Raw genomic sequence first — 26,015 nt, forward strand, 5'->3', positions numbered from 1 at the left:
GGCAGTTTCGATACAGTTTGGATTAAAGAATGAATGCAGAACAGTTATACGAAAAATTACTAGCAAAACTTCGCGAGCTTAAACAAGTGAGCTCGTTTGAGCTGGTTGGACTTGCAATGGGGGGAGCATGGATTGCTGAGCGTCTAGCCAAAGATCTAGCCTTGCCGCACTATGGGGTCATTAATGTGGCTTTTCATCGAGATGATTACGCTGAGAAGGGCATGACAGCACTTCGTACTGCTAGGACGATGACAACAAATCTGCCATTTGATGTGAATGGCGCTAATGTGATGTTGATTGATGATGTTCTATTGACCGGCAGAACTGTCAGGGCTGCGTTAAATGAGTTATTTGATTTTGGTAGACCAGCACAAGTCGAGTTGATGGTGTTGGCTGATCGCGGTAACCGAGAGCTTCCAGTAAGTGCTAACTTTGCCGCTGAAATAATAAGCGTGCCAGACCATCAAATTTTGGCTTTAGAGAAAGATGCGGCTGGTAAGTTTAGTTTCGTAATAGAGGAGCGCGAGTAATGAGTTCGATATTTAAACCAGTCAACCAATTTAATGCTGCGGGTGAACTCACGCATCTTCTTACTCTAGAAGGTCTGCCTAAAGAGCAAATCGTTCATATCCTAGATACTGCTCAGCAGTTTGTGAGCGTTACCGATCCATCGCGTGAAGTAAAGAAAGTTCCCCTGCTGAGAGGTAAGAGTGTATTTAATCTTTTCTTCGAAAACTCTACACGTACAAGAACGACTTTTGAAATTGCTGCAAAGCGTTTATCGGCAGATGTGATTAACTTAGATATTTCTACATCATCTACTGCTAAAGGCGAAAGCCTACTCGACACCATCGATAACTTGGTGGCAATGCAGGCGGATATTTTTGTCGTGCGTCATGGGGTATCTAGAGCTCCCATTGAAATAGCCAATCATGTGCCAGCTCATGTGCATGTGGTTAATGCTGGTGATGGCAGTCATCAGCATCCAACTCAAGGCTTGCTAGATATGTATACGATGCGTCATTTCAAGCAAAGTTTTAAAGGTTTGAAAGTCGCGATTGTGGGCGACATTGTGCATAGTCGTGTAGCGAAGTCCAATATTCATGCATTAACGACTTTGGGTTGTGAGGATATCCGCGCCATTGGTCCAGAGAGTCTCTTGCCAAGTAATTTAGATATGTTGGGTGTCAAAGTCTTCCATAGTATGGAAGAGGGGCTGAAAGACGTAGATGTTGTCATGACATTACGCATTCAAAAGGAGCGCATGGAAGTTGGCCAGGTTCCTGAGGGCGACGCATTCTTTAAGCAGTACGGCTTAACGCCAGTTCGTTTAGCTTTGGCCAAACCTGATGCTATTGTGATGCACCCCGGCCCTATGAACCGCGGAGTGGAGATTGATTCGGTGGTCGCAGATGGCCCACAGTCAGTCATCTTGAATCAGGTTACTTTTGGTATCGCAGTACGTATGGCCGTCATGTCGATCGTAGCTGGAAATTAACCAAATATGTCGACAGGTAAACGTTGGCTTATCCTATCCCATGGATTCAATATGGATGGCCGCGCTGCAAGTTTAACGATCACCGATAAAATTCCCTATTTACTAGATGCTGGCATTCAACCTATTGTGTTTAGTGCCATAACGGGGATTAAGGACGAGCGCTTTCCGCATCACCAATTTTTAGCCTGGGGTCCATCTGGCTTTCGTTTTGATTTTCGTCATTGGGTAGCTAATAAATATGGGCGTGGCTTGTTTTATAAAGTCACTACTAGAACAGTATCTTTGTTGTTGACGCCTTTTATTGCAATTGAAAAGCTATGTTTAGGCTATTCAAGTCAATGGTCTTGGGCGTTGCCAGCTTACATCCATGGCCGCCGATTAATTAAATCTGGCAAAGTCGATGTAGTGTATTCAACCGGTGGAGCTTGGTCGGCGCATTTAGCAGGCCTATGGTTAAAAAAATCTACCGGCATTGAATTGCTTTCTGAAATTCACGACCCCTTAGTGATTCGCAAGAGTCCTGAAGACCAGGGGTTAGCAAAACCGAGTAATCGTGATGCTGCTTTTCGTCAGAAGTTAGAGGCTAATTTGTGCGCGCATGCAGATCACCTCTGGTGGTTTACTGAAGGCGCTATGCATTACGCTAAGGTTCGCAACCCCAATCTCAACACCCCAGAAAATGCGCATGGATTTGTGGTGATGCCTGGTGCACAACCACCGAGCCAATCAAATTTTGCAACTGAGCATCAATACGCTGAGCACCTCAATCTTTGTCACTTTGGTTCTTTGGCAAAAGATCGTTCTCTATCGGTCATCTTGGGCGCACTCAATACATTACTACAAAAGCATCCTGAAGCGCGCACAAGTATTCGTATTCATGCTTATGGCGCTCCTTTAGATTCATTAACGATCCAGGCGATTGAACGTTTTGGGTTTGATGATCTTGTTATTGCACATGGTCGCTTAGAGAAAGATTCCGCTTTAGGTAAATCCGGCAGAGAGCGTGTGATTGAAAAAATGCAGCAGGCGGACGTACTAATATTGCTTCATGGGTTGGGTGAGGAGTGTGCGGAATATATACCATCCAAGCTTTATGACTATCTGTGGGCTGGACGACCAATTTGGGCTATTACTCATCGTAATCCGCAATTAAACGAAATTTTGAGCGATAGAAATGCCTATTTAAGTGCTAGCTGCAATGATGCTGGGATTTTGCTTTCGCTGGAAAAAATTTGGCGTGACTGGCAAAAGAAACGCCTAAACCCAGTTGCCGGCACATCAATTGGTGTACAGCAAGCCGTAGAGGCAATCCTGGCTCAAATCGAGTTAAGATAGATTTCTATTCGAGGCATTTTCAGCCCCCCAAAATTGGCGTGACTATCACCATCAGATATATAGTTAAAATTATTCAATATTGATTGATGCGTGATCGCACTTAGTGCTTTAGATGTTAAAAATGGAAAAAATTCATGAATGATACAAATGTTGGATATGAAATTGGTCTAGCTGATATATATATATTCGTAAAGAAATTTTGGCATATTTTATTGATCGGAACTTTTTTGGGCTTATTGGCGTCCATCGTCTATCTCATTATTTCTCCAAAAGAATATGAGGCCATAAGTCAGTTACAAGTTGCGCAATTAGTAACGAATAAAAATAAAGAAGGCGAAGCTTCAATTATTAATGTTGAAAATCCTGCGATTCTTAGCAATAGACTCAAGTCTCCAATCACTTATTCTGAAACAGTCTTGAATGTTTGTGGACTATCTGGACAGCCTTTAAGCTTGGCAGCGGCTGTAAATTCGAATATCCCAAAGGGTGCAACTAATACATTGGAAATCAGGCTTAGGGCCAAATCTGAAAGCTTGGCAATTACATGTTTGGCTGAAATTTTTACAATGGTGCAAGCGCAAGAGATTGAGCTGGTTCAGCCGTATATTCAAGAAATGAATGACCAAATTGATGGTATTAATAAGCGAATTCAAATTAATCAAGCCATTCTTGAAAAATCTGCGCAGTTACCTCTTGGATCGTGGAGTTATTTCTTTAATCTCGATGACATTCGGCGCTTATACGGCGAGCGAGATAATCTCAAGAACGTGATCAATCTTACGAACGTATATAAGGCAAAGCTTTTGATTCCGCCTTATACCTTGGCTAAGCCTGTGGCCCCAAATATCAATAAAAGTCTTTTAGTGGGACTTATTGCAGGCCTTGGGATAGCAATCCTTTATGTATTATTTTCTTTAAGGACCAAAAGGGGCGCTTAGTTATTTGATTAAAGGCGACCATACTGGTCGTCAAATCTAATGATGTCATCCTCTCCCAAGTATTCACCTACTTGAGCCTCAATAATTACAAGGGGAATATCGCCTAAGTTTGTGAGGCGATGTTGGGTTTTTTTGGGGATGTAGGTGGATTCATTAGCATTCAAATGAAGCACCTTATCGCCATTAATAATTTCTGCTTTCCCAGAAATTACCACCCAATGTTCGTTACGGTGATGGTGCATTTGAAGTGATAGCTTGCCGCCAGGTTGAACGACGATCCGTTTGATTTTGTAGTCTGGCCCTTCCTCAATGACGGTATAGGTTCCCCAAGGTCGATGGACCGTGCTGTGATAGGTAGCGCGCTCATCTTGTACTTTGTTTAGTAGATCAACAACTTTTTTAACAGATTGCGAGTGCCCTTTGGCGCTAATGAGTAGGGCATCGGGTGTATCAACGATGATAAGGTTATCTAGACCAACTGCAGCAATGAGCCGTTCTCTGCCAAATACAAAGTTATTGCTCGAATCTATAAAAATGGCCTTTCCTTGCGTCGCATTGCCAAATTCATCTTGAGGGAAATGTTTTGCCATGGCATCCCATGATCCAACATCATCCCAATCGAAACTGGCATTTACTGAAACTACATTCGATGCTTTTTCCATGATTGCATAGTCTAGTGAAATATCGTCTATCAAGGCCATGGTATTTTTATCAAGCGCTAGAGAGTTTTCTTTGCTAACCTCAGAACCGCTTGCTTGCCAGCATTCTTTTACTTGGTTTAGTAGGTTTGGTGCAATTTGATTGGCGGCCTGTAAGAGCGCTTTTGGAGTAAAGCAAAACATCCCCGAATTCCAGTGAAAATTACCTGCCGAAACGTATTGCTCTGCTATGGTCAGCGCCGGCTTTTCAACAAACTGTTCAACTACTCGACCTTCTGATTTGGAAGGCGTAAGAGCAACTCCGCCGAGCTTAAGATATCCATAACCGGTTTCTGGATGTGTTGGGGGAATTCCAAAAGTAACCAAATTTCCTGATTTCGCAAAATCAACCGCCTTCGCGACTGCCATTTCAAAACCGATCTTATCTTGAATAACATGATCCGCTGGAAGTACGAGCATAGGAATGTCACCGCGTCCTGCATCATTAGCTGCCATGGCTGCAAAAAGAACTGCTGGAGCAGTATTGCGTCGAAGTGGCTCAATGATTGTTAGGTTAGCCTCTTGTTGAGAGCTTTTTAGATCGGCTAAAACTTGGAATCCTAGACTTTCTGAAGTGACAACGCATAGCCAAGGGTTTTCAGATTTAATTCGGCTTGCAGTTTCACTTAAAAGAGATTGCTGGCTAGAGACCGGCATAAAAACTTTAGGACGGTTTTCACGAGAAACAGGCCAAAGACGAGAGCCTGCGCCCCCACAAATAATTACCGTCGAAAAGTTTAATTTCATGCAGCAATTTTACCTAAAATAAAGGGGGCAGCTTACCCCCTAAGGGGGTCTTGGAGAGGTTGATCTAACTATAAAGACTTGGGGCGATATGTTGCAAGAACCAACTATAGGCATCTTGAATTCCAGGGCGAAGTGCAATTTCCGCTTTCCAGCCTAACTGATTGATTTTTTGAACATCCAATAGCTTTTGAGGTGTGCCGTCAGGTTTGGATGTATCAAATTGCAGTTGGCCCTTGAAGCCCACTACCGAGACCACCTCCTGTGCAAGCTCTTTGATAGTTAGATCGGACCCGCAACCGATATTAACAAAAGGGCCGTCATAGTTTTGCTCCATGAGCATTATCGATGCTCTAGCTAAATCGTCCACGTGCATAAATTCGCGGCGGGGGTTTCCGGATCCCCAAATAATTAATTGTGAATCATTGCGTATTTTTGCCTCATGAGCCTTCCGAATAAGTGCGGGCAGAACATGAGAGTTGTTTAGATCATAATTATCGCCGGGCCCATAAAGATTAGTCGGCATCAAGCTGATAAATTGAGTCCCATACTGTCTGTTATAGTTTTCACAAAGCTTGATACCGGCAATCTTTGCAAGCGCATATGGCTCGTTCGTTTGCTCAAGAGGGCCAGTCAGAAGATATTCCTCTTTAATTGGCTGAGGGCAATTTCTTGGGTAAATGCAGCTCGATCCTAAGGAGGTCAACTGTTTGATCCCGGCTTGGTAGGCGCCGTGAATTAAGTTGCACTCAATCATCAAGTTTTGATAAATAAAATCCGCCCGATAAATATTATTCGCTTGGATCCCGCCAACTTTGGCAGCGGCGATAAAAATATAATCCGGCTTCTCCACACTCAAAAATTCATTGACTGCCTCTTGATTGAGTAGGTCTAGTTCGTTGTGTGTACGCGTCAGTATATTTTGATACCCATTCGCGGCTAGAAGCCGTGTGATCGCGCTCCCAACCATACCGCGATGACCGGCTACATATATTTTTGCTGCCTTATTCATGTCTGCTTAAAGAGGTGTAGCCATGCTTCTTAACTAATTCGTCACGCTCCGCACCTTTTAAGTCTTCGCGTACCATTTCCTTCACAAGGTCTTCAAAAGACGTTGCAGGCGTCCACCCCAGTTTCTCCTTGGCCTTAGTAGCATCGCCAAGCAAGGTTTCTACTTCGGTTGGTCGGAAGTAGCGCGGATCAACAGAAACAATGCACTTGCCATGATCGTCATAACCTTTTTCGTTAACGCCCTCACCCTTCCAGGTGATTTTCATGCCAAGCTCTTCGGCTGCAAAGTCAATAAATTGACGAACGCTAAATTGCACGCCAGTAGCAATCACAAAATCTTCAGCTTGTTCCTGTTGCAACATTAACCATTGCATTTCTACGTAGTCACGGGCGTGACCCCAGTCGCGTTTTGCATCTAAATTGCCGAGGTATAAACATTCTTGGAGACCAAGCTTTATTCGGGCTAAGGCGCGAGTAATTTTTCTAGTTACAAATGTTTCGCCGCGGATAGGACTTTCGTGATTAAAAAGAATCCCATTGCAGGCATACATTCCATAGGCCTCACGATAGTTCACTGTAATCCAGTAAGCATATAGTTTTGCAACTGCGTAAGGGCTTCTTGGGTAAAAAGGGGTCGTTTCTTTTTGCGGAATTTCTTGTACTAAGCCGTAGAGCTCAGATGTAGATGCTTGGTAAAAGCGAGTTTTCTTCTCAAGCTTTAAAATGCGAATGGCTTCAAGAATTCTCAGGGCACCAAGAGCATCGGAGTTGGCAGTATATTCAGGCTCTTCAAAAGAGACTGCCACATGGGACTGCGCTGCTAGGTTATAAATTTCATCTGGTTGTGTCTGCTGAATAATGCGAATTAAGCATGATGTATCTGTTAAATCGCCATGGTGAAGCGTAAGTTTTGAGCCTTCAATGTGAGGATCGTGGTAAAGATGGTCAATCCTATCGGTGTTGAAAAGAGAGGATCGACGCTTAATGCCGTGAACTTCATAGCCTTTTTTAAGCAATAGTTCGGCTAAATAAGCCCCATCTTGGCCAGTAATGCCTGTAATAAGGGCAACTTTAGATTTTGACATTGTGTTTTCTTTGTCTGGTTAATTAGCTGATTGGGTATTGTAAATCGTTTTAAATTAAAGACTTAAGCATCGTCCTCTGGCCCCCAAGAATTACAATTGGGGGCCAGAGTAGCCTTAGGGCTGTATTACACAGTTTTGGATAAAGGTTGGGGTTAAAGCTTGGAATTGAAGGTTAAAGGTGAAAGAGGTGATGGCTTATTGCGCTGGCTAGATAGGTGGCTAGGCATCCCTTTGCTTGGTTTTTTAAGCATTTTTCGCCGAAAAAGAGTACAGCCGTTGGTTTTTAATTCCGTTGGAATATGTGCATTTGCTGCCATTGGAGATGGATTGTTAGCCTCCTCTCTGATAGTTGACCTTAGACGATCTCATCCCCGCTTAAAAATTATTGTTTTTGCTACCAAAGCAAATCTGCCTATATTTAGTTTGGTATCCGGTTTTGATGAGTTGGTGTTAGTGCCTATCACCTCTCCAATGGCAGCATTAAGGGAAATGAGAGCGCATCCAGTTGATGTCTTGATTGATACCTCCCAATGGTCGAGGATTGGTGCGATATTGACCCTTTTAAGCGGCGCTGGTTTTACTATAGGCTTTAAGACTAGCGGTCAAAATAGACACTTTTCTTATGATTTTTCAGTAAAACATTCATCCAATATTCACGAATTGCAAAATTTCTGGGCTTTGTTGGGGCCTCTTGGAATATCAGCGGGCTCATTACCTTCGGTGAACTTGTCTGCCATTTCTTCTAATGATTGCCTAAATATTAAGCAGCCTTATCTTGTTTTTCATCCTTGGGCCAGCGGCAGCCATTATGAGTTAAGAGAGTGGCCTTTTTCATCCTGGGTAGAGCTTGCACAGCGAGCGATGCGTTCGGGGTATGGTGTAGTGATTAGCGGTGGCCCCAGTGATATTGTGCGCGCAGGAGCTCTGGTTGAGGGAATTGAAGCAGCCGGTTCAAGACCTTTAGTGAATTTAGCCGGTAAGTCTGATTTACGCACTACTGCAGCTTATTTGCGCGGAGCGGCGGGGGTTGTTTCAGTCAATACTGGAATAATGCATCTCGCAGCATTATTGGATATGCCATTAGTGGCTTTGCATGGCCCAACCAACCCAAGTCGTTGGGGTCCCATCTATCCAGGCGGCGTAAATGAGCAAAATACGGTTGTTTTAGGTCCCGGCTTAAAAGAAGGGGGCTCTTATTTGAATTTAGGTTTTGAGCACCCAGCGAATCCAACTTATTTAATGGATCGCATTACCGTAGATGCGGTTGTAGTAGCTTTGCGTAAACTTTCCATAAACATTGCTTAGTACTGCAAAATACACCAATGGCTGCTTCACTCATTATTAATTCTTATCTAATTCGCATTTTTGACTTTATTGCTATCAATCTAGTCGGACTACTTACGTTTTTTGCTATTCAAGTTTTTAAAGATGCCGACTTAGATTTGCAGCGATATGCATCTTTAGTTTTTTTAGCTAGCTTGGCCTATTTGTTTTTGACAAATAGAGCTTATCGCTCTTGGCGAGGCGGCAATTTAATGGCGCTTTTTGGTCGGGTGGCAAGCGGAGTTTTGAAGACCTGGATTTTAATTTTGATTTGGTTGGTCTTTAGTAAATCCACGGAAATGTATTCACGGTTATGGTTGGGATCATGGGCCATTGCTAGCCTCTTAGTCTTATGCGGCAGTAGATTATTTAGTTATCTATTAATCAGTCGGTATCGCAGTAAAGGAACTAATTTAAGGCATATCGCTATAGTTGGCTCTGGTAACTCCGCCGATGAAATCGTAAATCGAATTAATCAATCACCATGGTCGGGCTATCGTATTCAGAGGCATTTAAAAGATTTGAATAAAGAGGGGTTGAACGAACTGTCAAAGCAACCTCTAAATGAAATTTGGTTGGCCCTGCCAATGGGTGATGGAGCGCAAATGCGAATGGTAATGGAGCAACTCCAAACGAGCACTGCTAGCATTCGATTTGTGCCCGATTGGTTTTCCTTCCGACTGATTAATCATGGGGTGAGTGAAGTTTTGGGCGTCCAAATGATTGATCTTTACGGCACTCCAATGACGGGAATGAATCTATTCCTTAAGTCTATGGAAGATTTTTTCTTATCTATTTTGATATTGATTCTGATTAGCCCCTTAATGCTGTTGCTAGCTATTGGCGTTAAGCTTAACTCACCAGGACCGGTTTTTTATCGTCAAGAGCGGGTCGGTTGGAATGGTGAGGTTTTTGAGATATATAAATTTAGGACAATGCCTGTAGATCTGGAGAGGGGTGAGATTGTATGGGGTGGGTCTGCAGACAAGTCTGTTACAAAATTTTCTAAATGGTTGCGCTCAACCAGTTTGGATGAGTTGCCTCAATTTATTAATGTTCTCCAGGGAAAAATGTCTATTGTTGGGCCGAGACCTGAGCGACCATTGTTTGTGGAGCAATTTAAAAATAAGATTCCAGGCTATATGAAAAAGCACTTGGTTAAGGCAGGTATTACTGGTTGGGCACAAATTCATGGTTGGCGCGGAGATACTGACCTAAATGCTCGAATTGAGCATGATTTGTATTACATTGAAAACTGGTCCATATGGTTGGATTTGAAGATCATTTTTCTTACTATTTTTCGCGGTTTTGTGAATAAAAACGCCTATTAATCGAGATTTTTTTACTCGAATTTTTCGGGTGATTTCGCAAGTAGCATTGTGTTCAGCAACCCAATGCAAAAAAATAAAATTTCAATTGCATGTTTGCTGCTTACTTCTGCCACTGTAAATGTAATAAGCAATCCCATTGTTACCCAAATAGCAATTAGACGATTGGGGGATAGAGATCTTGTGGCTAACCTGAGAATGGATATTAAGGCGCCCAAAGTAAAAATTAAACCGGGCAACCCAAAGGCTAATCCATAGTCAATCCAGGCGCTATGGGAGGATTGAATGACCGATTCAGGGTAGGTTTGACGTATTACCCTGCCAAGAGAGTGCTCTAGAAGACCATAACCCAGAGGGTTTTGTGAGATGGATTCAATTCCTGCGGTTGCCCAAGCTGCACGCTCATAATTATTCGGATAAACCATCTCGCCCGAACTTAATTTGGGATAGCCATATTTTTTAATATCTTGCCAGTTGGGCACATCTTTGATTTGTACGGCCAAACTGATGTCGTCGACGAAATGAATCCATCCGCGATTAATGCTTAAGTGCTGCTGTATGAAAAAGATGATTAATAGGAGCGGGATAACAGTTATAAAAACTGCTTTTGTATTGAATTTGCGAGCATCAAACTGATGCTTTAGGGCAATCGCTCCTATATAGAGAAACCAAGCGCCTATTAGGATAAGGGCAACACCAATACCATTTCGGGTATCGATGACAGTAGTAAAACAGAATAAGATTGCTATTACCCCTGCCAACCAATATAAATATGTTGTAACGTGGAGTTTTATATGATTTTGTGTCAATGTGTAAGCAGAACTACCGCAGATTGCTGCTATAAAGATATTCCCCATTAATACAGTATTAATTTTGTTGCCAAAAGGACTTGAAAAATAATAGTCCGGCATAAAAAATAGTCCTGAATCTATATGCGCGCCAATATAGTCAAAAAGCAAATAGAGAAAGCTGCTAAAAATCCCTAGCCATAAAAATTTGCTTCGGTTTAAGGTGGCGCCCACGATAAGTCCGGTAACGCCTCCAATAAAACAAGCCTGCACTACTCGTAACCATGTACTTCTGAGTTCTTGGATTTGAAGGGCTTCATCTTGGCTGAAGAAAAGAAAGTGTAGAAGTACCCAAATAAACATGCATGCAGATAAGATCAATGGGGTGAATTGGCTGAATGTGGGCCGATTTGGGATTAATTGAGTCAGCCTTCTATTGTTTTTGAGAATCAGCAGGCCGATTACAACTCCTGAAATCAGGAGAATATTGCGAAGCGCAATGGTATTTTTGATCGACCAAATTGCCAATAAGACGCTGCTAATGAAAATCATCACCACGCTCAAGGCTGAAAAAAATCGATTTGACTCAAAGGGTTTCATATAATCGAATAATAACGGCTAAATTGCGTAAATTAGGCTCATAAAGTGGTATTCACTAAGAGTCTAATAAGGCAGATGGGCTTCAAATCTTGCTAGATTAGTCAAATGGCTTAATTCAGTGGAAAAATTGCAATGATTCTTTTAACGGGTGCAACTGGCTATATCGGCTCACATACATGGCTTGAGTTGCTATTGGCCGGCCATCAGGTTGTAGGCATTGATAACTTTGTCAATTCTAGCCCAGTGGTCCTCAAAAGATTAGAGGCTCTTTCTGGAAAAAAATTGAATTTTATTCAGGGTGATGTTTGCGACCCCATTGTTTTAGAGGCGCTCTTTAAAAAGCATGCAATTAAGGGCGTAATACATTTTGCTGCATTAAAAGCGGTTGGAGAGTCTTCTGCAAAACCAATTCTTTACTATGAAAATAATATAGGTGGATTGATTAACTTGCTTCAAATAATGCAGGAAAACGATTGTCGAAATTTTGTATTTAGTTCATCTGCATGCGTATATGGTGATCCAGAAAAAAGTCCAGTAAAAGAAGATTCAGATTTAAAACCTGAAAATCCTTATGGTCAAACTAAGCTCATGGGTGAGCAGATCTTACGTGATTTGGAGGCATCTGATCCCAGATGGAGGGTGGCTTACTTGCGATACTTCAATCCAATTGGCGCCCATGAGTCAGGCTTAATAGGCGAAGACCCAATGGGGGTTCCTAATAATCTCGCACCCTTGGTTAGTCGTGTAGCTGCCGGAAGAATGGATGAACTCAATATATACGGCGATGATTGGGATACTCCTGACGGAACGGGTGTGCGTGATTACATTCATGTTGTTGATCTTGCGAATGGGCATGTCAAGGCTATTGAATATATTTTTTCTGGTAAGCCATCACTAACTGTAAATCTTGGGACAGGAGTAGGTTATAGCGTTATGGATGTGGTTCGCGCCTATGAGGATGTAGTGGGGCAGCCAATTCGATGCAAGGTCATTGATCGACGCCCTGGTGATGTAGCTCTTTACTTTGCCGATCCCTCGCGTGCGGAGGCTTTATTGGGCTGGAAAGCCGTTCGTTCTTTGAAGCAGATGTGCGCTGATGGTTGGCGCTGGCAATCACAAAACCCATTAGGGTATAAATCTTAATGTCGAGTAATTTTGTTCTCTACTGTAAGTCATATCGTAAAGATTTTTTGCGACTTAAGCGTTTGCTCCAGTCATTGCAGCAGCACAATGTAGAGGCTATTCCATTTTATATATCTACGCCAGAAGCAGATCACCAACAATTGCTTGAACTATTTGGTGATGATGCTAGTTTTAAGTGGGTGTCTGACGAATCAATCATTAAGGCCAACTCTCGGGTGCCGGAGGGCATTCAACATTCAAAATCAGGGGGCATTAGTCAAGCTGTCATTAAGTCAGAATTTTGGCGTCTTGGCATAGCTCAAAATTACTTATGCATTGACTCCGACTGTGTATTTATCAGTGATTTTGTAGAGTCTGATTTTTTAGCCCCTGATGGTGATCCATATACCGTTTTACATCAAAATAAAGAGTTTTTTCAGTTAGCAATAAATTGCGGTCATATGCGCGTAGAGCGTGAATTAAGACTGGAGGCTGAGGCTGTAAAGACTTTATTTGGTAGAGTTGGACCAAACTATTATTGCGCGCCAGCTCCATTTATCTGGTCAGCTAAAGTTTGGCAGTCTTTAGATCAGCAATATTTGCAACCACGGGGGATGACACTATGGGATTTGGTTACCCCTGCTCAACCCGAAACACTTTTGTATGGTGAGTCTTTATTGGCATTTCAGGCTATTCCAATAAGAATGATTGAGCCATTGTTCAGGGTCTATCACTATGATTGGCAATATTATTTATCTCTACGTGTAGGGGAAACCAAGGAAAAGCTTACGCAAAATTTTATGGGCGTTATTTACCAATCTGCATGGCAATCAGAGTTTGATTTTGGAGCCCCCACCAAATCTTTTTCATCAAGAATTTTGCGAAGATTGAAGCGTTTTTTGCGTTACCTGCGCAGCTACTACTAATGAACATTGATAGCGATATTGAGGCGATAGCGCCTCAAACCCCTTTAAAATCTGATATGGTCGGTAACTATCCATTGGTGACCGTTTCAATGCCGGCATTTAATGCAGAGAAATATATTGGCGAAGCGATTGAAAGTATTCTCAATCAAACTTATAAAAACTTTGAATTAATAATTGTTGATGATGGTTCTACAGACGGAACGCGAAAGATTATTGAACGCTACAGCGATCCAAGAATTATCAAAATATTTTCGGATGTTAATCGCAGCTTAATTACTACGCGAAATCATATTGTTAGCATTGCAAAGGGTAAGTATTTAGCCTTCCTAGATGCCGATGACAAAGCTCTGCCTAATCGCTTGGAGTTGCAAGTGGAATTTTTAGAGTCTGGATTAGCTGATTTATGTGGCGCAGATCATTTGACGTTAAATCAAAGCACCGGCATTCTCAAGCAGTCAAAGCAAAGACATACTGATTCTGATATCAAGGCGCTATTAACAATATGCAGTCCTTTGTGCAATCCTGCTGTAATGGGTAAGACGGAAATTTTTAGACTGTTACCATATAAAAATACGTACTTGCATGCAGAGGATTATTGTCTATGGACAGAAATTGCATTAGCAGGGTATCGTTTTGCAAATCTAAAAAAGAACTTAATCATATATCGACTTCATTCAACGCAAACTAGCGTCAATCATTTTCAGGCTGCGCGTGCTGTATTCAGCAATGCCCAAGAATCTTATCTTCGTAGGATACAAATTCCAGTAGATTGTTTGCCGCGGCCCATGAATTTTAGTGAGCGTATTAGTACCGGCTTGAATTTTATGAAGTTGATTAATCAAAAAATTCCAAATATATCAATTGGCGCTAATTGTGAGCTTTATGCACGCTTTCAATTTCGAGGTAATGGATTATTAACCCCTTTTACACGTATTGAGCGTTTGATTGTTGCAACTTGTGCGACCATGCTAGGGCATTATGGGCGCTTATAGAATTATTGGATCTGCATCCTAATCCAGTTTGAGGGTAAAAGGTTTGATAAATTCTGGCTGCTGTCATTAACCCAGCGACTTGGCGCTAACACTAACCCGCCATCTTCCTGCTTGAGCCAGGCACCCCACCAACTCAAAGAGCTATTAGCAATAATATGATGCTTGCAGGACATCATCAGTTGTAATTCAAAGACAACTGAGTCAGAAGATGCTGCACCCTCAATAAATGTTTTCTCAATACTATTATTTAGCGCAGTCTTTGCCCATTTAAGATCATCCGAAAAAATAAAAAAGTGGGCATTAGGATTACTTTCCAGAAGTGCGTCGATACTTTTAAGGTAGTAGTCTATAGGCAGAGCGCCGTGAATTTTTGCTGCAGAAGGGGAGTTGACATAGTCTCCTCTGCGAATATGCACCATTACTGATTCTGTTGACTTTATCTTTTCTAAATATGTTTGATATGCATCTGGGAGATTGCTGGCAACTTGAAATTCTTTTTGCAAATTAGAGCGAATTGAGTTGATATAAGAAAAGCCTTGCCAGTATCCCAGTAGATACAAATCTCTACTTACATTAATTTTTAAATTTAGTAGTTGCGGATCGAAGTCAAATGCATTTTTTTGGTAATAGACAAGCGGGCCGCCTGATGTAATACCTTGAAGCAAACGCTTTAATCTCCCAGGCTTTTTAGGAAAATCTTCACTAATAAAATCTACATCTTTAATCTTTAAAAGATTAAGCTGTAGTTCTCTGGATGTAACATTGGCTTGAGGCACATCAAACCAGGAGCGATTTAGCGCAAAACTGGTTTGATATCGCTCAGAAAGTGCCCTGGCTATTGCATATTGGAACATTTGGTTGCCTAGGCCACCCTGAAGGTAGGAGTAAATCGTCATATCCTTATAATTAGACCATTAATGCGGGTTTAAAAACTTATCTCAGTGCTTGACTTTAAATGAGTGATTATTGATGTTAATTGGCGGGATTGTCGGCTGGGAAGAGGGTCGAGATGATTTATTTGATCATCATAGCCTTAGAAATCGTGATGATTGTCTAGAGCCTTTTAGAGTTTTGCGCGAAGCTGCTCAAAAGCTCGATATTCAACTTCATACTCTTGACGTTCTTTTGGAGCGAGGCGTTAGGCCAAACTTTAATCTATATTTAGAGTCTTTGCCAATTATCCCTATTGGGGGCTGCAAGAATTACTTGATCCGATTCGAGACTGAACTAACTGTTCCCATTAATGGTGATCCGGATTATCTGAATCAATTTGATGGAATTTTTACTTGGGACCAAGATTTGCTGGGATCCGACAGTGGTAATTTGCTCCGACAGCAAATTAGGGCAATACCCCTTTATCCAATTTGCTACCCAAACGTTCCCCCGTTACCTTATAGATTTAATGAAATTGTCAATCCAGGCTTCTCTGGCAGAGATATTGGTTGTGCATTAATTGGAAGCAACCGCCATGCCAATATTTTTGATGCTCGGGAATTGTATTCAGAGCGAGTAAAAGCGATTCGATGGTTTGAGAAAAACACTACAAACTTTTTTTCTCTTTTTGGTAGTGGCTGGCTAGTTCCACAAAAGCGCTTGGGCGCTCTTGGTAAGATGAAGTATCGCCTAGAGAAAATTCCCACTTATTTATTTGGAAAAAAAGCTTTCCCAAGCTATAGAGGTCCAGCAAAAACAAAATTTGATATTTTTGTTCGCGCAAGATATAGCATCTGTTTTGAAAATGCCAAGGATATCCATGGATATCTAACTGAAAAGATATTTGACTGCTTATTTGCAGGTTGTGTCCCAATATATTGGGGTGAGCCAACGATTGAGAGGATTATTCCCAAAGCATGTTTCGTTGATTTTAGGGAGTTTATTCAAAAGCCTGACCCATATGGGGAGCTATATGATTACATCAACAGTATGAGTGAGGCTACTTATTTGAACTACCAGGAGGCAGGTCGAGATTTTTTGTCTTCGACTGGATTCGATTCATTTACTTCTAAAGCTTTTGCAGATTCAATCTTAAGGCGTATTCAATCATGATTTTAGTTACTGGCGGCGCTGGCTTTATTGGTGGAAATTTTGTTCTCAATTGGCTCAATAATTCCCAGGCAGAGGGTATTGTTAATCTTGATAAGTTAACTTATGCAGGAAATATGTCCACGCTAGCCTCTCTTGATAATGACCCGAGACATATTTTTATACGTGGGGATATTGGAGATCGAGCGCTTGTTGAGAATTTACTGCAGAAGTATCAACCACGAGCGATTATTAATTTTGCTGCTGAAAGTCATGTGGATCGATCGATTCATGGCCCTGCTGATTTTATAGAAACGAATGTAGTGGGCACATTTAATTTATTGGAAAGTGCTCGAGCATTTTGGGCTTCATTGCCCGTTGAAAAAAAGGCTTTATTCCGGTTCTTGCATGTCTCCACCGATGAAGTTTATGGCTCACTCAAGGCCGAAGATTCTCCCTTTAGAGAATCTGATGTATATGCGCCCAATAGCCCCTATTCTGCTTCCAAGGCTGCGTCCGACCATTTGGTACGGGCGTGGTTTCATACCTACGGCTTGCCAGTTTTGACAACAAATTGTTCCAATAACTATGGCGCCTATCACTTCCCAGAAAAGCTCATACCTTTGGTGATCTTGAATGCCTTAAATCAAAAGCCTTTGCCCATCTATGGTGATGGCCAACAAATTCGAGATTGGCTTTATGTTGCCGATCATTGCTCAGCTATACGTTGCGTTTTAGAGCGCGGTCAGGCTGGAGAAACTTATAACATTGGCGGTTGGAATGAAAAAACCAATCTAGAAGTTGTTAATACCATATGCTCTGTGCTTGATTCTCTTAGGCCTCGCAATGATGGTCAGTCGTATGCTGAGCTAATTATGTTTGTAAAAGATCGCCCTGGCCATGACCGTCGTTATGCGATCGATGCTAGTAAGGTGGAGCGTGAGCTAGGCTGGTGTCCAGCGGAGACATTTGATACCGGTATCCGTAAAACTATTCAATGGTATTTGGATAACCACGATTGGATTGACGGCGTAGTGAGCGGCTCATATCGCGACTGGGTACAAAAGCAATATACCTAACTCTGACTGCAATGAATTAAGTAAACAGTGAATATTTTAGTTTTCGGTAAAGATGGTCAGCTAGGAAAGGCATTTACATCTCTACTTCAAAAACTGCCATCTTTTGTGAATGCGCAAGTTACTTATCTTGGCAGATCTGATTGTGATCTGAGTAATGAGACGGCAGTTCTGTTGAAATTACATGCAGTGAAGCCGGATCTCATAATTAATGCTGCTGCATATACAGCCGTTGATGGCGCAGAAACAGAAATTAATATGGCATACGCCATAAACGCACGAGCACCTGAATTGATGGCATATTACGCCGTGCAAAGGGGTGCCACTTTCTTGCATTATTCCACCGACTATGTTTTTGATGGTAGCAAAGATGGGTTGTATTTGGAGGGGGATGATCTCAATCCACTGGGTGTTTACGGAAAAAGTAAGGCAGCTGGCGAGATTGCTATAGAAAATATTTTTTCGAATTCATCTCAGGGACAGTTTGCAATTTTTAGAACAAGCTGGATCTATGGTGAGGGTGAAAATTTTATACGCACGATCTTGCGCTTGGCCAAAGAGCGTGAAGAGCTTAAAGTCGTTCATGATCAGCATGGTGTACCAACTAGTGCTTTATGGCTTGCTAAGTTAAGTCTGGATCTGAGTTTAGATGAGCATTTCATGATTAAAAAGTTCGTTTCTGGGATATATCATGCTGTTCCTGCAGGGGAAACCACCTGGTATGGTTTAGCTTGTTTTGTAACTCAGGTTGCCATCGAGGCTGGAGTCCCTCTCAAAGTTGAACCAGGGGCAATTAAGCCTATTTTGACTGTTGAATACCCGCGCCCAGCCCCAAGACCAAAGAATTCTCGTATGGATTGCTCTAAATTGCACGCCGCCCTCATAGCTAGTCTTTCCAACGCTTCAAACTCTTATAATGAACATCAAAATATGCCAAACTTCCAAACTTGGAACGGCATGGTTCAGGAGTATGTATCTCAGCTTGCTAAGGACGGTTTGATCTAACCATTGCTCGTACTGCATGAGATATCTAAAGGGGGTATCAATGGCTGTAAATCGCAAGGGCATTATCTTGGCAGGTGGGTCTGGTACTAGACTCTATCCAGTGACTCAGGCAGTATCAAAACAGCTAATGCCTGTTTATGACAAGCCTATAGTTTATTACCCGTTAACCACTCTTATGTTGGCAGGTATTCGCGATATTCTTCTTATTTCTACCCCGCACGATACACCTCGGTTTGCAGAGTTATTGGGCGATGGTTCGCAATGGGGACTCAATATTACATATTGTGTACAGCCTTCGCCGGATGGTTTGGCGCAAGCCTTTACTTTGGGTAAGGGCTTTATTGGCAACGATCCAAGTGCTTTAGTGCTTGGTGATAATATTTTCTATGGTCATGAATTGGCTCATCAATTGAGTGGGGCTAATGATCGCAATATTGGTGCCACTGTATTTGCATACCATGTCAATGATCCAGAGCGTTATGGCGTAGTTGAATTTGATAAGGACTACAGAGCACTTTCTATTGAAGAAAAGCCTCTAAAACCTAGAAGTAGTTACGCAGTAACTGGCCTCTATTTTTATGACAATCAAGTCTGCGATATTGCAGCCTCTATTAAACCGGGTGCTCGTGGTGAGCTTGAGATTACTGATGTTAATCGCGTTTATCTGGAAAAGAATGAACTTAGTGTGGGGATCATGGGTCGCGGTTTTGCTTGGTTGGATACTGGAACTCATGATTCTTTGCTTGATGCCGCTGGATTTATTGCGACTTTGCAAAAGCGTCAAGGTCTGATGGTGGCTTGCCCCGAGGAGATTGCATATCGTCAAGGCTGGATTAGTGCGGAGACAGTTCAAAAAGTTGCTGCTCTATTAAGTAAAAATAGCTATGGTCAGTATTTGAATAAAATATTGAATGAATTGATTTGTACAACTCAGCCCATTTCCCTTTCGGAGAAATAGTCCAGAAATTAGGCATGAGTTCAAAATTACAAATCACCCAAACTGCAATTCATGGCGTATTTACTGTGGAGTCAAAAGTATTTGGGGATGAGCGTGGCTGGTTTACTGAGTCCTTTAATGCGCATGATTTTGTCAGTGCGGCTAGTCTTGATATTAATTTTGTTCAGGATGGACACTCTTTTTCTCATCAATGGACATTGCGCGGCTTGCATTATCAGTTGGAAAATACACAAGGTAAATTAGTTAGGGTTATAGCTGGTGCCGTTTTTGATGTGGCGGTTGATCTTCGTAAAGACTCACCCACATACGGAAAATGGACTGGCACTGAATTAAGTGCGAATAACCAAAAGCAGGTTTGGATCCCGCCTGGATTAGCTCACGGTTATTTAGTGCTCTCTGAAACTGCTGAGTTTCTTTACAAGACTACCAATTACTATCATCCCCAAAGTGAAGTTTGTCTTGCGTGGAATGATCCAGCTATTGGAATTGAGTGGCCTCTTCCGGTTGGAGTTCAGCCAAATTTAAGCGCTAAAGATGTAGTTGGTCTTTCGTGGGATGTGGCCCCAAAGTTTTAATTCCCTCTCGCGAATGTAAAAGATAAAATAAAGCTCCTATGGGCTATCTAAAATCCAATTCTCAAAATCCAAAAATCCTTTTGGTGAAGTTATCATCTTTGGGAGATGTTTTGCATAACCTGCCAATCATTTGGGATCTTCGCAGACGCTTGCCTCATGCACAAATTGATTGGGTGGTAGAAGAAGGTTATGTAAATTTGCTCACACCACTATTATCCAAAGATGGCTTTAAAGGAATTGATCGAATTATTCCATTTGGTTTGCGTCGTTGGAAAAAAGAATTATTCAGCCTAAGCACTTGGCGACAATTTTTTGCATTCAAAGCACAGTTACAAACAGTCTCATACGATATTGTGATTGAAACTCAAGGCCTTTTAAAGTCTGCTTTAGTTTGCGCTCTAGCGAAAAAAAGTCCTGATGCCTTGGTGGTTGGCCTTGCCAATGCCACTGAATTTTCAGGTTACGAGCCGCTAGCGAGATTGTTTTACAGCCAATCCGTTTGGGTTCCTACGCGCAGTCATGCAGTAGATCGCTCGCGCCATGTGATGTGCTCGGCTTTAGATTGGCCTTTGCTAGAACGTTCAAGCGCCCCACAGTTTTACCTAGATGAATATATTCAGTCCTTGAAGTTGTCTGCTAGGTCGATATCTGAGCGGTTGATTGCTCCCTACATTCTGTGTTTTCACTCGACAGCTAGAGAGGCAAAGCGCTGGCCTAACAGCCATTGGATTGCTTTGGGGAAAGAGTTGGCTAGTCGTGGTTATCAAGTGGTACTGCCTTGGGGTAATTTGGCTGAGCAAGCGGTCAGCAAGGAAATTGCCTTTCAAGTTCCAAATGCATTAGTTCCGCCAGCATTTTCAATTGAGGATGCTTTTGGTGTAATTGCTGGCGCTGAATTAACTATTGGCGTTGATACCGGCCTAACGCACTTGGCAGCGGTGTTAAAAAAACCAACGGTTGAAATTTATTGTGATTCCCCGCTTTGGAAAACTGAGGGGTATTGGTCTAATAATATTCGCAATGTAGGAGATATTCAAAAGCCTCCGACAGTAGCCGAAGTGCTTCAGGCTAGTTTTGAATTGCTACCTTAATTGATAGCTTGGGTTAACGCAGTAAAGCGTTAATAGACACTAGGTCTGCATCTGTTAATGCAGCTGCATGAGCCTTTAACTTAATTGCATTGAGAATAGTGTTGTAGCGTGCCTGCTGAAGTAATGAGCGGGTATTAATTAATGAATCTAATGCGATTAGTACATCGATGTTAATTAAGGTCCCAACCTGAAAGCCAAGCTTGCTAGACTCCAGAGCCGATGATGTGGAGCGCTCTGCCGCCTCATAAGCTTTCACGCTAGCCAGCCCACCGTAGAATCCAGTAAATGCAGCGCGCGTGTTTTGGGCTGCCGTCCGTCTAGAGTTGTCATAGTTAGCCTTCGCAGCATCAACAAGGGCAGCATTTTGACGAATGACTGAGCTGCTATATCCGCCCGATACCAATGGAATAGACATTTGCAGTGCCACTGTGTTGTTATACACATTGGTGTTAGAGGGCGTGTAGTTGTTAGGTGTGCCGTTTGAGGTGTTGTACCCAGTAGTGCCTACCAAATTAATAGTTGGATAATTTAATGCTTGGGCACCTCGATAGGTGCTCTCCGCAAGATTCACAGAAAGTTGACCTGCTAGCACATTGAAGTTTGCGGACTCTGCCTGAAGAATCCAGTCATCCAAAGTTTGGCCTGGTGGCAGGTGTGGATTGACGCTATCGGCAATTGGAAAGCCTTTATCGTCCTTTGCCTTGCTACGCGGATCTTTTAATACGCCCTCAATCTTGGCATCTTTAACTAGCGGCTTTAATGGGCCCACAGGACGTCCCACGATTTGCTCAAGAATGCCACGTTTTACAATTAAGTCCGCTTGAGCGGTGATTTCTTGTGAGGTTGCTAAATCCATTGCTGCTTGCGCAGTATTCACATCCACGATAGTTGCTAAGCCGGCATCAAATTTTGCTTGCGCAACTTCGAGCTGTTGCTTAATCAAATCTTTTTTATTTTTATAAAGCGCTACATTGTCCTGGCTGGTCAGTGTATCAAAGTAAGCTTGGGATACTCGCAATATCAGGTCTTGTTGCGCCAAGAAAAACCTCATATCTGCTAACTTGGTATTAAGATCACCTTGCTTAAATAATTCTAGTGCGCCAACGTTAAATACCGGTTGGGTTAAGGTAACCGTGTAGCTCTTTTGATCAAAGACTCGTGAGTTACCAGCGTTATTTGAAACAGTAGTACTGCCGGCGCCGTGTTGATAGTAGCGTGTGCCCCCGGGTGTGGCATTGGCTTGTGGCATCAGCAATGAGAATCCTTGCCAATAGAGCTCTTTACTAGCTTGATAGTTAAAGCGCGCAGCTGTTAAAACGGGATCACTAAAAGCAGCTTCCTGATAAAGCTGCAGCAGATCATTTAATTGACCAATGTTATCTCCAGCCCTGATTCCATTCAGATTGGATGGGGCTGTAATTGCTGGAAATGCTGGCTTAGTTGGTGGTGGAGCTAATTGCGGTGGCTGCTCAAGGCCAATGAGGGTTGAAGCACTTATTGGAATTGGTAAAGCTGGTCTTGCGGATGCATTGGGGCTTTGAGCCATCACATTGCCAGACCAGACGTTCCAGCCGAGGGCGTGACTAAGGATCAAACCAAAGGCGGTCAGTCGAGATAGTCTAAAGCGGCTAGGAGTCATGTAATTCAGATACTTTTTTAATGTGCCATGAAGTTTAAGGCCAAATTATTCAAATTGCTCATTTAGGTGCTATTTTGCCAAAAGAGCTGGATTGCTTCGGTATGCCTATAAAATTTGGCTTATGGACCTAATTTTGTTACTTAAAGCAGTCATTCTGGGGGTGGTAGAGGGGTTAACGGAGTTTTTACCGATCTCTAGTACCGGACACCTCATTTTGGTAGGGGATTTGCTCGACTTTAACGATGATCAAGGCAAGGCATTTGAAGTGATCATTCAGTTTGGCGCCATTTTGGCGGTGTGCTGGGAGTTTCGAGAAAAACTTCTGAGGGTGGCTACTTCATTTTCTGGCAGTCCCGCATCCCGCCGTTTTGTTTTGAACCTCCTGATTGCCTCTGTTCCCGCAATGGGCTTAGCCTTTCTTTTTGGTAAGTACATTAAAACAGTACTTTTCTCCCCAATTCCAGTAGCAAGTGCTTTTATTGTTGGGGCGCTTATTATCATGTGGGCTGAACATCGCCAACAGACGCTTGTGAATGTAGCCACACATATTCAGTCTGTGGATGATTTAAGTCCATTAGATGCACTCAAGGTTGGTTTGGCTCAATGTGCTGCCCTGATACCTGGGACATCGCGTTCTGGCGCTACGATTATTGGTGGAATGTTATTTGGTTTGCCACGAGCCGTTGCAACAGAGTTTTCATTCTTTTTGGCCATTCCAGTCATTGGTGGCGCTACTGCTTATGAGTTATTAAAGTTATGGAAAAATCCTGTAGCCTTCTCCGGTGAATTTACGCTTGCTATTGCAGTAGGTTTTATTGCTGCCTTTATCTCTGCTTTTGTTTGTGTGCGTTGGTTGATTCATTATGTAGCACATCACAATTTCATGCCATTCGCTTGGTATCGTATTGCTTTTGGTTTATTGGTTTTATTTACCTCCTATACCGGTTTAATCGCTTGGTCTCACTAACATCTGCGATCTTCTTTATCAAAGCTGAGGCAATTTAATATGGATGCATCAATTGACGCAATTACCAATAATATTCAGCTGGCTTTGGCTCCTGTATTTTTATTGACTGCAGTTGCCACTTTGATTAACGCAATTTCAGGACGACTAGCTCGCTCAGTTGACCGTATGCGTGAGATTCGGCAGGCCATTGACAAAGGTTTGGTAAAAGATGCTGTCTTGTTGCAGCATATGAATAAAGAGGCTGAAGAGGCCAAGATTCGTGGTCGTCTTTGTACGGCTGCGATCTTTTTTGATGTCCTGAGCGGAGTCTTTATTTCGCTAACTGTACTTGAGTTATTTTTCTTTCAAGCTGGTGCTGTGCGTTCATTGCAGACAATGTATGTAATCTGGACTTTTGTGTTGGGTTTGATCTTTTTTATGACCTCGTTGTCAATTGTTTTAGCTGAAATTGTTTATGCCTATCGTTCCGCAGGGTGGAATAATCCAAAATTAGATTAATGGGCGATTTAATCGAACAATACCCTCAATAAAGACTAAGCATGAATAAAATTCTCATCACCGGCGGCGCAGGATTTCTGGGGTCCCATTTAACTGAAAAACTCCTCAGGGAGGGCAATGATATTTTAGTGGTGGATAACTATTTCACTGGCACTAAAGAGAATCTAGCGCATTTGTTACCCAATTCTCGCTTGGAACTGATGCGCCATGATGTAACTTTTCCGCTTTATGTAGAAACCAATCAGATCTATAACTTGGCTTGCCCTGCATCACCAGTGCACTATCAACATGATCCAGTACAGACAACTAAGACCAGTGTGCATGGTGCCATTAATATGCTGGGTCTAGCTAAAAGAACCAGAGCTCGCATCCTCCAGGCCTCTACTAGTGAGGTCTATGGTGACCCAGAGGTTCATCCTCAACCAGAAGGATACTGGGGCAAAGTAAATCCGATTGGTATCCGCTCTTGCTACGATGAAGGTAAGCGATGTGCTGAAACCCTCTTTTTTGATTACAACCGCCAGCACAATGTAGATATCAAAGTTGTACGGATTTTTAATACTTATGGCCCACGTATGCATCCTAATGATGGTCGCGTAGTGAGTAATTTTATTATGCAGGCCCTCAAAGGCGACGATATCACCATTTATGGCGATGGTCAGCAAACAAGAAGCTTCTGCTATGTGGATGACTTAATTGATGCCATGGTCAAAGTGATGAGCTCAGATCAAGGCTTCACCGGCCCTATCAATATTGGAAACCCTAGTGAGAGCACTATGCTGCAATTGGCCGAAACGATTCTGAGACTCTCTGGTAGTAAATCAAAAATGATTTATCAATCTTTGCCATCAGATGATCCAAGGCAGCGTCGGCCCAATATCGATTTAGCCAAGGCCAAGCTTGGTTGGCAACCCAAGGTCAATCTAGAGGATGGTCTGAAAGAGACGATTGCGTACTTTAAGAAAGTAATGGTTAGTCTGTGAATAATATGGGTCAAGAATCTAAAGAAAAACATTTTGATCGCATACGATCCTTTGTTCTAAGGGCCGGTAGAACCACAGCGGGTCAACAACGCGCCATTGAAGAGCTGGGCCCTAAATTTTTACTTCCTTATCAAAGCTCTGCTCTCAATTTAGCCGTAGCGTTTGGAGGCTCTGCTAAGCCAAAAATATTGGAAATTGGTTTTGGTATGGGTGAGACCACCGCCAAGATTGCTGCCCTGCGATCGGATGATGATTTTTTAGGAATTGAGGTTCACCCGCCTGGGGTTGGGGCCTTACTCAAACTCATTGGCGAAAATCAGCTCACCAACTTAAGACTTGTCCGCCACGATGCTGTTGAGGTGCTCGAGCAGATGATTGCGCCAGCTTCTTTAGATGGCATTCATATTTATTTTGCAGACCCGTGGCACAAAAAGCGCCACCACAAGCGTCGTTTGATTCAGGCGGAGTTTGTTCGTCTCCTGGTATCCAGATTAAAGCCTGACGGCTATTTGCATTTGGCTACCGATTGGCATAACTATGCTGAGCAAATGCTACTGGTATTAAATGCTGAGCCCACCTTGCAAAATACTTCGAGTGACTTTGTGAAGATTGAAACCTTTGATGTTTCCGATGTCGCTAAACCAAATGAAACGCCAAATGAATTCAAGCCAACGCTTGATCATTTAAATGCACTGCACTCTGGATATGTTGAGCGACCAGCCTATCGCCCAGTTACGAAATTTGAAAACCGCGGCATCAAGCTTGGCCACGGTGTTTGGGATCTTGTTTACAAGAAAAAATAAGCAGTGTTTG

Annotated in this window: 25 protein-coding genes; 19 read left to right on the plus strand and 6 right to left on the minus strand. The window is 42.5% G+C overall.

The annotated features are described in order from the left end of the window. Positions 1 to 29: 29 nt before the first annotated feature. The 4 genes from pyrR to ICW03_RS01315 all read left to right on the plus strand — a co-directional run bounded on the left by pyrR (position 30) and on the right by ICW03_RS01315 (position 3,771). Positions 30 to 530, plus strand: coding sequence for a bifunctional pyr operon transcriptional regulator/uracil phosphoribosyltransferase PyrR (gene pyrR, locus ICW03_RS01300; protein ID WP_215348334.1), 501 nt, complete (start codon positions 30 to 32; stop codon positions 528 to 530). After that, positions 530 to 1,498: an aspartate carbamoyltransferase catalytic subunit gene (locus tag ICW03_RS01305; protein WP_215348335.1), complete on the plus strand. Its 969-nt coding sequence runs from the start codon at positions 530 to 532 to the stop codon at positions 1,496 to 1,498. Before pyrR ends, ICW03_RS01305 begins: the two co-directional genes overlap by 1 nt. Positions 1,499 to 1,504: 6 nt before the next feature. Continuing rightward, a complete protein-coding gene (locus tag ICW03_RS01310) occupies positions 1,505 to 2,833 on the plus strand; it encodes a hypothetical protein (protein WP_215348336.1) in 1,329 nt (442 codons plus the stop codon). Between the two features lie 134 nt (positions 2,834 to 2,967). Beyond that, on the plus strand, positions 2,968 to 3,771 hold the full coding sequence (locus ICW03_RS01315; protein WP_215348337.1) for a hypothetical protein: 804 nt from the start codon (positions 2,968 to 2,970) through the stop codon (positions 3,769 to 3,771). An 8-nt stretch (positions 3,772 to 3,779) separates the two neighbouring features. Here the strand turns inward: ICW03_RS01315 and ICW03_RS01320 are convergent, their stop codons facing one another. The 3 genes from ICW03_RS01320 to gmd all read right to left on the minus strand — a co-directional run bounded on the left by ICW03_RS01320 (position 3,780) and on the right by gmd (position 7,309). Further along, positions 3,780 to 5,216, minus strand: coding sequence for a mannose-1-phosphate guanylyltransferase/mannose-6-phosphate isomerase (locus tag ICW03_RS01320; protein ID WP_215348338.1), 1,437 nt, complete (start codon positions 5,214 to 5,216; stop codon positions 3,780 to 3,782). A gap of 64 nt (positions 5,217 to 5,280) precedes the next feature. Beyond that, positions 5,281 to 6,225 carry a GDP-L-fucose synthase gene (locus tag ICW03_RS01325; protein ID WP_215348339.1) on the minus strand — a complete coding sequence of 315 codons (945 nt, stop codon included), beginning with the start codon at positions 6,223 to 6,225 and terminating at the stop codon, positions 5,281 to 5,283. Beyond that, the gene (gene gmd / locus ICW03_RS01330; protein WP_215348340.1) at positions 6,218 to 7,309 is read right to left on the minus strand and encodes a GDP-mannose 4,6-dehydratase; all 1,092 of its coding nucleotides are present in this window, start codon (positions 7,307 to 7,309) and stop codon (positions 6,218 to 6,220) included. The genes ICW03_RS01325 and gmd overlap by 8 nt, the downstream gene beginning before the upstream one ends. Positions 7,310 to 7,585: 276 nt before the next feature. On the opposite strand from gmd, the gene ICW03_RS01335 reads away from it, so the two are divergent. Both ICW03_RS01335 and ICW03_RS01340 read left to right on the plus strand, forming a co-directional pair. Continuing rightward, on the plus strand, positions 7,586 to 8,614 hold the full coding sequence (locus ICW03_RS01335; protein ID WP_215348341.1) for a glycosyltransferase family 9 protein: 1,029 nt from the start codon (positions 7,586 to 7,588) through the stop codon (positions 8,612 to 8,614). 17 nt (positions 8,615 to 8,631) lie between these two features. After that, the gene (locus tag ICW03_RS01340) at positions 8,632 to 9,963 is read left to right on the plus strand and encodes an undecaprenyl-phosphate glucose phosphotransferase (protein WP_215348342.1); all 1,332 of its coding nucleotides are present in this window, start codon (positions 8,632 to 8,634) and stop codon (positions 9,961 to 9,963) included. A gap of 11 nt (positions 9,964 to 9,974) precedes the next feature. On the opposite strand, the gene ICW03_RS01345 is transcribed toward ICW03_RS01340, so the two are convergent. Beyond that, the gene (locus ICW03_RS01345; RefSeq protein ID WP_215348343.1) at positions 9,975 to 11,348 is read right to left on the minus strand and encodes a hypothetical protein; all 1,374 of its coding nucleotides are present in this window, start codon (positions 11,346 to 11,348) and stop codon (positions 9,975 to 9,977) included. A gap of 132 nt (positions 11,349 to 11,480) precedes the next feature. Between ICW03_RS01345 and galE the strand changes: the two genes are divergently transcribed. Genes galE through ICW03_RS01360 form a run of 3 tightly spaced genes read left to right on the plus strand, consistent with a single transcriptional unit; the run spans position 11,481 to position 14,388 of the window. After that, positions 11,481 to 12,491, plus strand: coding sequence for a UDP-glucose 4-epimerase GalE (gene galE / locus ICW03_RS01350; RefSeq protein ID WP_215348344.1), 1,011 nt, complete (start codon positions 11,481 to 11,483; stop codon positions 12,489 to 12,491). Next, positions 12,491 to 13,396 carry a DUF6492 family protein gene (locus ICW03_RS01355; RefSeq protein ID WP_215348345.1) on the plus strand — a complete coding sequence of 302 codons (906 nt, stop codon included), beginning with the start codon at positions 12,491 to 12,493 and terminating at the stop codon, positions 13,394 to 13,396. Before galE ends, ICW03_RS01355 begins: the two co-directional genes overlap by 1 nt. Next, a complete protein-coding gene (locus tag ICW03_RS01360; RefSeq protein ID WP_215348346.1) occupies positions 13,396 to 14,388 on the plus strand; it encodes a glycosyltransferase family 2 protein in 993 nt (330 codons plus the stop codon). Before ICW03_RS01355 ends, ICW03_RS01360 begins: the two co-directional genes overlap by 1 nt. A gap of 2 nt (positions 14,389 to 14,390) precedes the next feature. On the opposite strand, the gene ICW03_RS01365 is transcribed toward ICW03_RS01360, so the two are convergent. Beyond that, positions 14,391 to 15,242, minus strand: coding sequence for an alpha-1,2-fucosyltransferase (locus ICW03_RS01365; protein WP_215348347.1), 852 nt, complete (start codon positions 15,240 to 15,242; stop codon positions 14,391 to 14,393). A gap of 115 nt (positions 15,243 to 15,357) precedes the next feature. Here ICW03_RS01365 and ICW03_RS01370 point away from each other — a divergent pair, with 115 nt between their 5' ends. The 6 genes from ICW03_RS01370 to waaC all read left to right on the plus strand — a co-directional run bounded on the left by ICW03_RS01370 (position 15,358) and on the right by waaC (position 21,115). Beyond that, positions 15,358 to 16,434, plus strand: coding sequence for a glycosyltransferase family 10 domain-containing protein (locus ICW03_RS01370; RefSeq protein WP_251374482.1), 1,077 nt, complete (start codon positions 15,358 to 15,360; stop codon positions 16,432 to 16,434). Next, positions 16,431 to 17,489: a dTDP-glucose 4,6-dehydratase gene (gene rfbB / locus ICW03_RS01375; RefSeq protein ID WP_215348349.1), complete on the plus strand. Its 1,059-nt coding sequence runs from the start codon at positions 16,431 to 16,433 to the stop codon at positions 17,487 to 17,489. Before ICW03_RS01370 ends, rfbB begins: the two co-directional genes overlap by 4 nt. A gap of 27 nt (positions 17,490 to 17,516) precedes the next feature. Continuing rightward, on the plus strand, positions 17,517 to 18,491 hold the full coding sequence (gene rfbD / locus ICW03_RS01380) for a dTDP-4-dehydrorhamnose reductase (protein WP_215348350.1): 975 nt from the start codon (positions 17,517 to 17,519) through the stop codon (positions 18,489 to 18,491). Between the two features lie 40 nt (positions 18,492 to 18,531). Beyond that, positions 18,532 to 19,449, plus strand: a complete 918-nt coding sequence (gene rfbA / locus ICW03_RS01385) for a glucose-1-phosphate thymidylyltransferase RfbA (RefSeq protein WP_215348351.1) — start codon at positions 18,532 to 18,534, stop codon at positions 19,447 to 19,449. Positions 19,450 to 19,463: 14 nt separating this feature from the next. Then, positions 19,464 to 20,024 carry a dTDP-4-dehydrorhamnose 3,5-epimerase gene (rfbC, locus tag ICW03_RS01390; RefSeq protein WP_215348352.1) on the plus strand — a complete coding sequence of 187 codons (561 nt, stop codon included), beginning with the start codon at positions 19,464 to 19,466 and terminating at the stop codon, positions 20,022 to 20,024. 83 nt (positions 20,025 to 20,107) lie between these two features. Beyond that, positions 20,108 to 21,115 carry a lipopolysaccharide heptosyltransferase I gene (waaC, locus tag ICW03_RS01395; protein ID WP_251374425.1) on the plus strand — a complete coding sequence of 336 codons (1,008 nt, stop codon included), beginning with the start codon at positions 20,108 to 20,110 and terminating at the stop codon, positions 21,113 to 21,115. Positions 21,116 to 21,128: 13 nt separating this feature from the next. Here waaC and ICW03_RS01400 read toward each other — a convergent pair whose 3' ends face one another. Then, the gene (locus tag ICW03_RS01400) at positions 21,129 to 22,754 is read right to left on the minus strand and encodes a TolC family protein (RefSeq protein ID WP_215348354.1); all 1,626 of its coding nucleotides are present in this window, start codon (positions 22,752 to 22,754) and stop codon (positions 21,129 to 21,131) included. Positions 22,755 to 22,875: 121 nt separating this feature from the next. On the opposite strand from ICW03_RS01400, the gene ICW03_RS01405 reads away from it, so the two are divergent. Genes ICW03_RS01405 through trmB form a run of 4 tightly spaced genes read left to right on the plus strand, consistent with a single transcriptional unit; the run spans position 22,876 to position 26,005 of the window. Next, positions 22,876 to 23,721 (plus strand): undecaprenyl-diphosphate phosphatase, encoded by an 846-nt coding sequence (locus tag ICW03_RS01405; RefSeq protein ID WP_215348355.1) that lies wholly within the window; start codon positions 22,876 to 22,878, stop codon positions 23,719 to 23,721. A 39-nt stretch (positions 23,722 to 23,760) separates the two neighbouring features. Further along, on the plus strand, positions 23,761 to 24,219 hold the full coding sequence (locus ICW03_RS01410) for a DUF2721 domain-containing protein (RefSeq protein ID WP_215348356.1): 459 nt from the start codon (positions 23,761 to 23,763) through the stop codon (positions 24,217 to 24,219). A 41-nt stretch (positions 24,220 to 24,260) separates the two neighbouring features. Continuing rightward, positions 24,261 to 25,202, plus strand: coding sequence for a UDP-glucuronic acid decarboxylase family protein (locus tag ICW03_RS01415; protein ID WP_215348357.1), 942 nt, complete (start codon positions 24,261 to 24,263; stop codon positions 25,200 to 25,202). Positions 25,203 to 25,207: 5 nt separating this feature from the next. After that, positions 25,208 to 26,005 (plus strand): tRNA (guanosine(46)-N7)-methyltransferase TrmB, encoded by a 798-nt coding sequence (gene trmB / locus ICW03_RS01420; RefSeq protein WP_215350085.1) that lies wholly within the window; start codon positions 25,208 to 25,210, stop codon positions 26,003 to 26,005. Positions 26,006 to 26,015 lie beyond the last annotated feature (10 nt).

Origin of the sequence: Polynucleobacter sp. MWH-Aus1W21, from assembly GCF_018687275.1 — a bacterium.
GTDB lineage: Bacteria > Pseudomonadota > Gammaproteobacteria > Burkholderiales > Burkholderiaceae > Polynucleobacter.

Excerpts from the sequence above, each read along its gene's own strand:
- ICW03_RS01345 (WP_215348343.1), bottom strand. The coding sequence starts at position 11,348 with ATGAAACCCTTTGAGTCAAATCGATTTTTTTCAGCCTTGAGCGTGGTG.
- rfbC (WP_215348352.1), top strand. The coding sequence starts at position 19,464 with ATGAGTTCAAAATTACAAATCACCCAAACTGCAATTCATGGCGTATTT.
- ICW03_RS01340 (WP_215348342.1), top strand. The coding sequence starts at position 8,632 with ATGGCTGCTTCACTCATTATTAATTCTTATCTAATTCGCATTTTTGAC.
- ICW03_RS01365 (WP_215348347.1), bottom strand. The coding sequence starts at position 15,242 with ATGTTCCAATATGCAATAGCCAGGGCACTTTCTGAGCGATATCAAACC.
- pyrR (WP_215348334.1), top strand. The coding sequence starts at position 30 with ATGAATGCAGAACAGTTATACGAAAAATTACTAGCAAAACTTCGCGAG.
- galE (WP_215348344.1), top strand. The coding sequence starts at position 11,481 with ATGATTCTTTTAACGGGTGCAACTGGCTATATCGGCTCACATACATGG.
- ICW03_RS01355 (WP_215348345.1), top strand. The coding sequence starts at position 12,491 with ATGTCGAGTAATTTTGTTCTCTACTGTAAGTCATATCGTAAAGATTTT.
- rfbB (WP_215348349.1), top strand. The coding sequence starts at position 16,431 with ATGATTTTAGTTACTGGCGGCGCTGGCTTTATTGGTGGAAATTTTGTT.
- trmB (WP_215350085.1), top strand. The coding sequence starts at position 25,208 with ATGGGTCAAGAATCTAAAGAAAAACATTTTGATCGCATACGATCCTTT.
- ICW03_RS01415 (WP_215348357.1), top strand. The coding sequence starts at position 24,261 with ATGAATAAAATTCTCATCACCGGCGGCGCAGGATTTCTGGGGTCCCAT.
- ICW03_RS01400 (WP_215348354.1), bottom strand. The coding sequence starts at position 22,754 with ATGACTCCTAGCCGCTTTAGACTATCTCGACTGACCGCCTTTGGTTTG.
- ICW03_RS01405 (WP_215348355.1), top strand. The coding sequence starts at position 22,876 with ATGGACCTAATTTTGTTACTTAAAGCAGTCATTCTGGGGGTGGTAGAG.
- ICW03_RS01305 (WP_215348335.1), top strand. The coding sequence starts at position 530 with ATGAGTTCGATATTTAAACCAGTCAACCAATTTAATGCTGCGGGTGAA.
- ICW03_RS01325 (WP_215348339.1), bottom strand. The coding sequence starts at position 6,225 with ATGAATAAGGCAGCAAAAATATATGTAGCCGGTCATCGCGGTATGGTT.
- ICW03_RS01360 (WP_215348346.1), top strand. The coding sequence starts at position 13,396 with ATGAACATTGATAGCGATATTGAGGCGATAGCGCCTCAAACCCCTTTA.
- gmd (WP_215348340.1), bottom strand. The coding sequence starts at position 7,309 with ATGTCAAAATCTAAAGTTGCCCTTATTACAGGCATTACTGGCCAAGAT.
- ICW03_RS01370 (WP_251374482.1), top strand. The coding sequence starts at position 15,358 with ATGTTAATTGGCGGGATTGTCGGCTGGGAAGAGGGTCGAGATGATTTA.
- ICW03_RS01320 (WP_215348338.1), bottom strand. The coding sequence starts at position 5,216 with ATGAAATTAAACTTTTCGACGGTAATTATTTGTGGGGGCGCAGGCTCT.
- rfbA (WP_215348351.1), top strand. The coding sequence starts at position 18,532 with ATGGCTGTAAATCGCAAGGGCATTATCTTGGCAGGTGGGTCTGGTACT.
- ICW03_RS01410 (WP_215348356.1), top strand. The coding sequence starts at position 23,761 with ATGGATGCATCAATTGACGCAATTACCAATAATATTCAGCTGGCTTTG.
- ICW03_RS01315 (WP_215348337.1), top strand. The coding sequence starts at position 2,968 with ATGAATGATACAAATGTTGGATATGAAATTGGTCTAGCTGATATATAT.
- ICW03_RS01310 (WP_215348336.1), top strand. The coding sequence starts at position 1,505 with ATGTCGACAGGTAAACGTTGGCTTATCCTATCCCATGGATTCAATATG.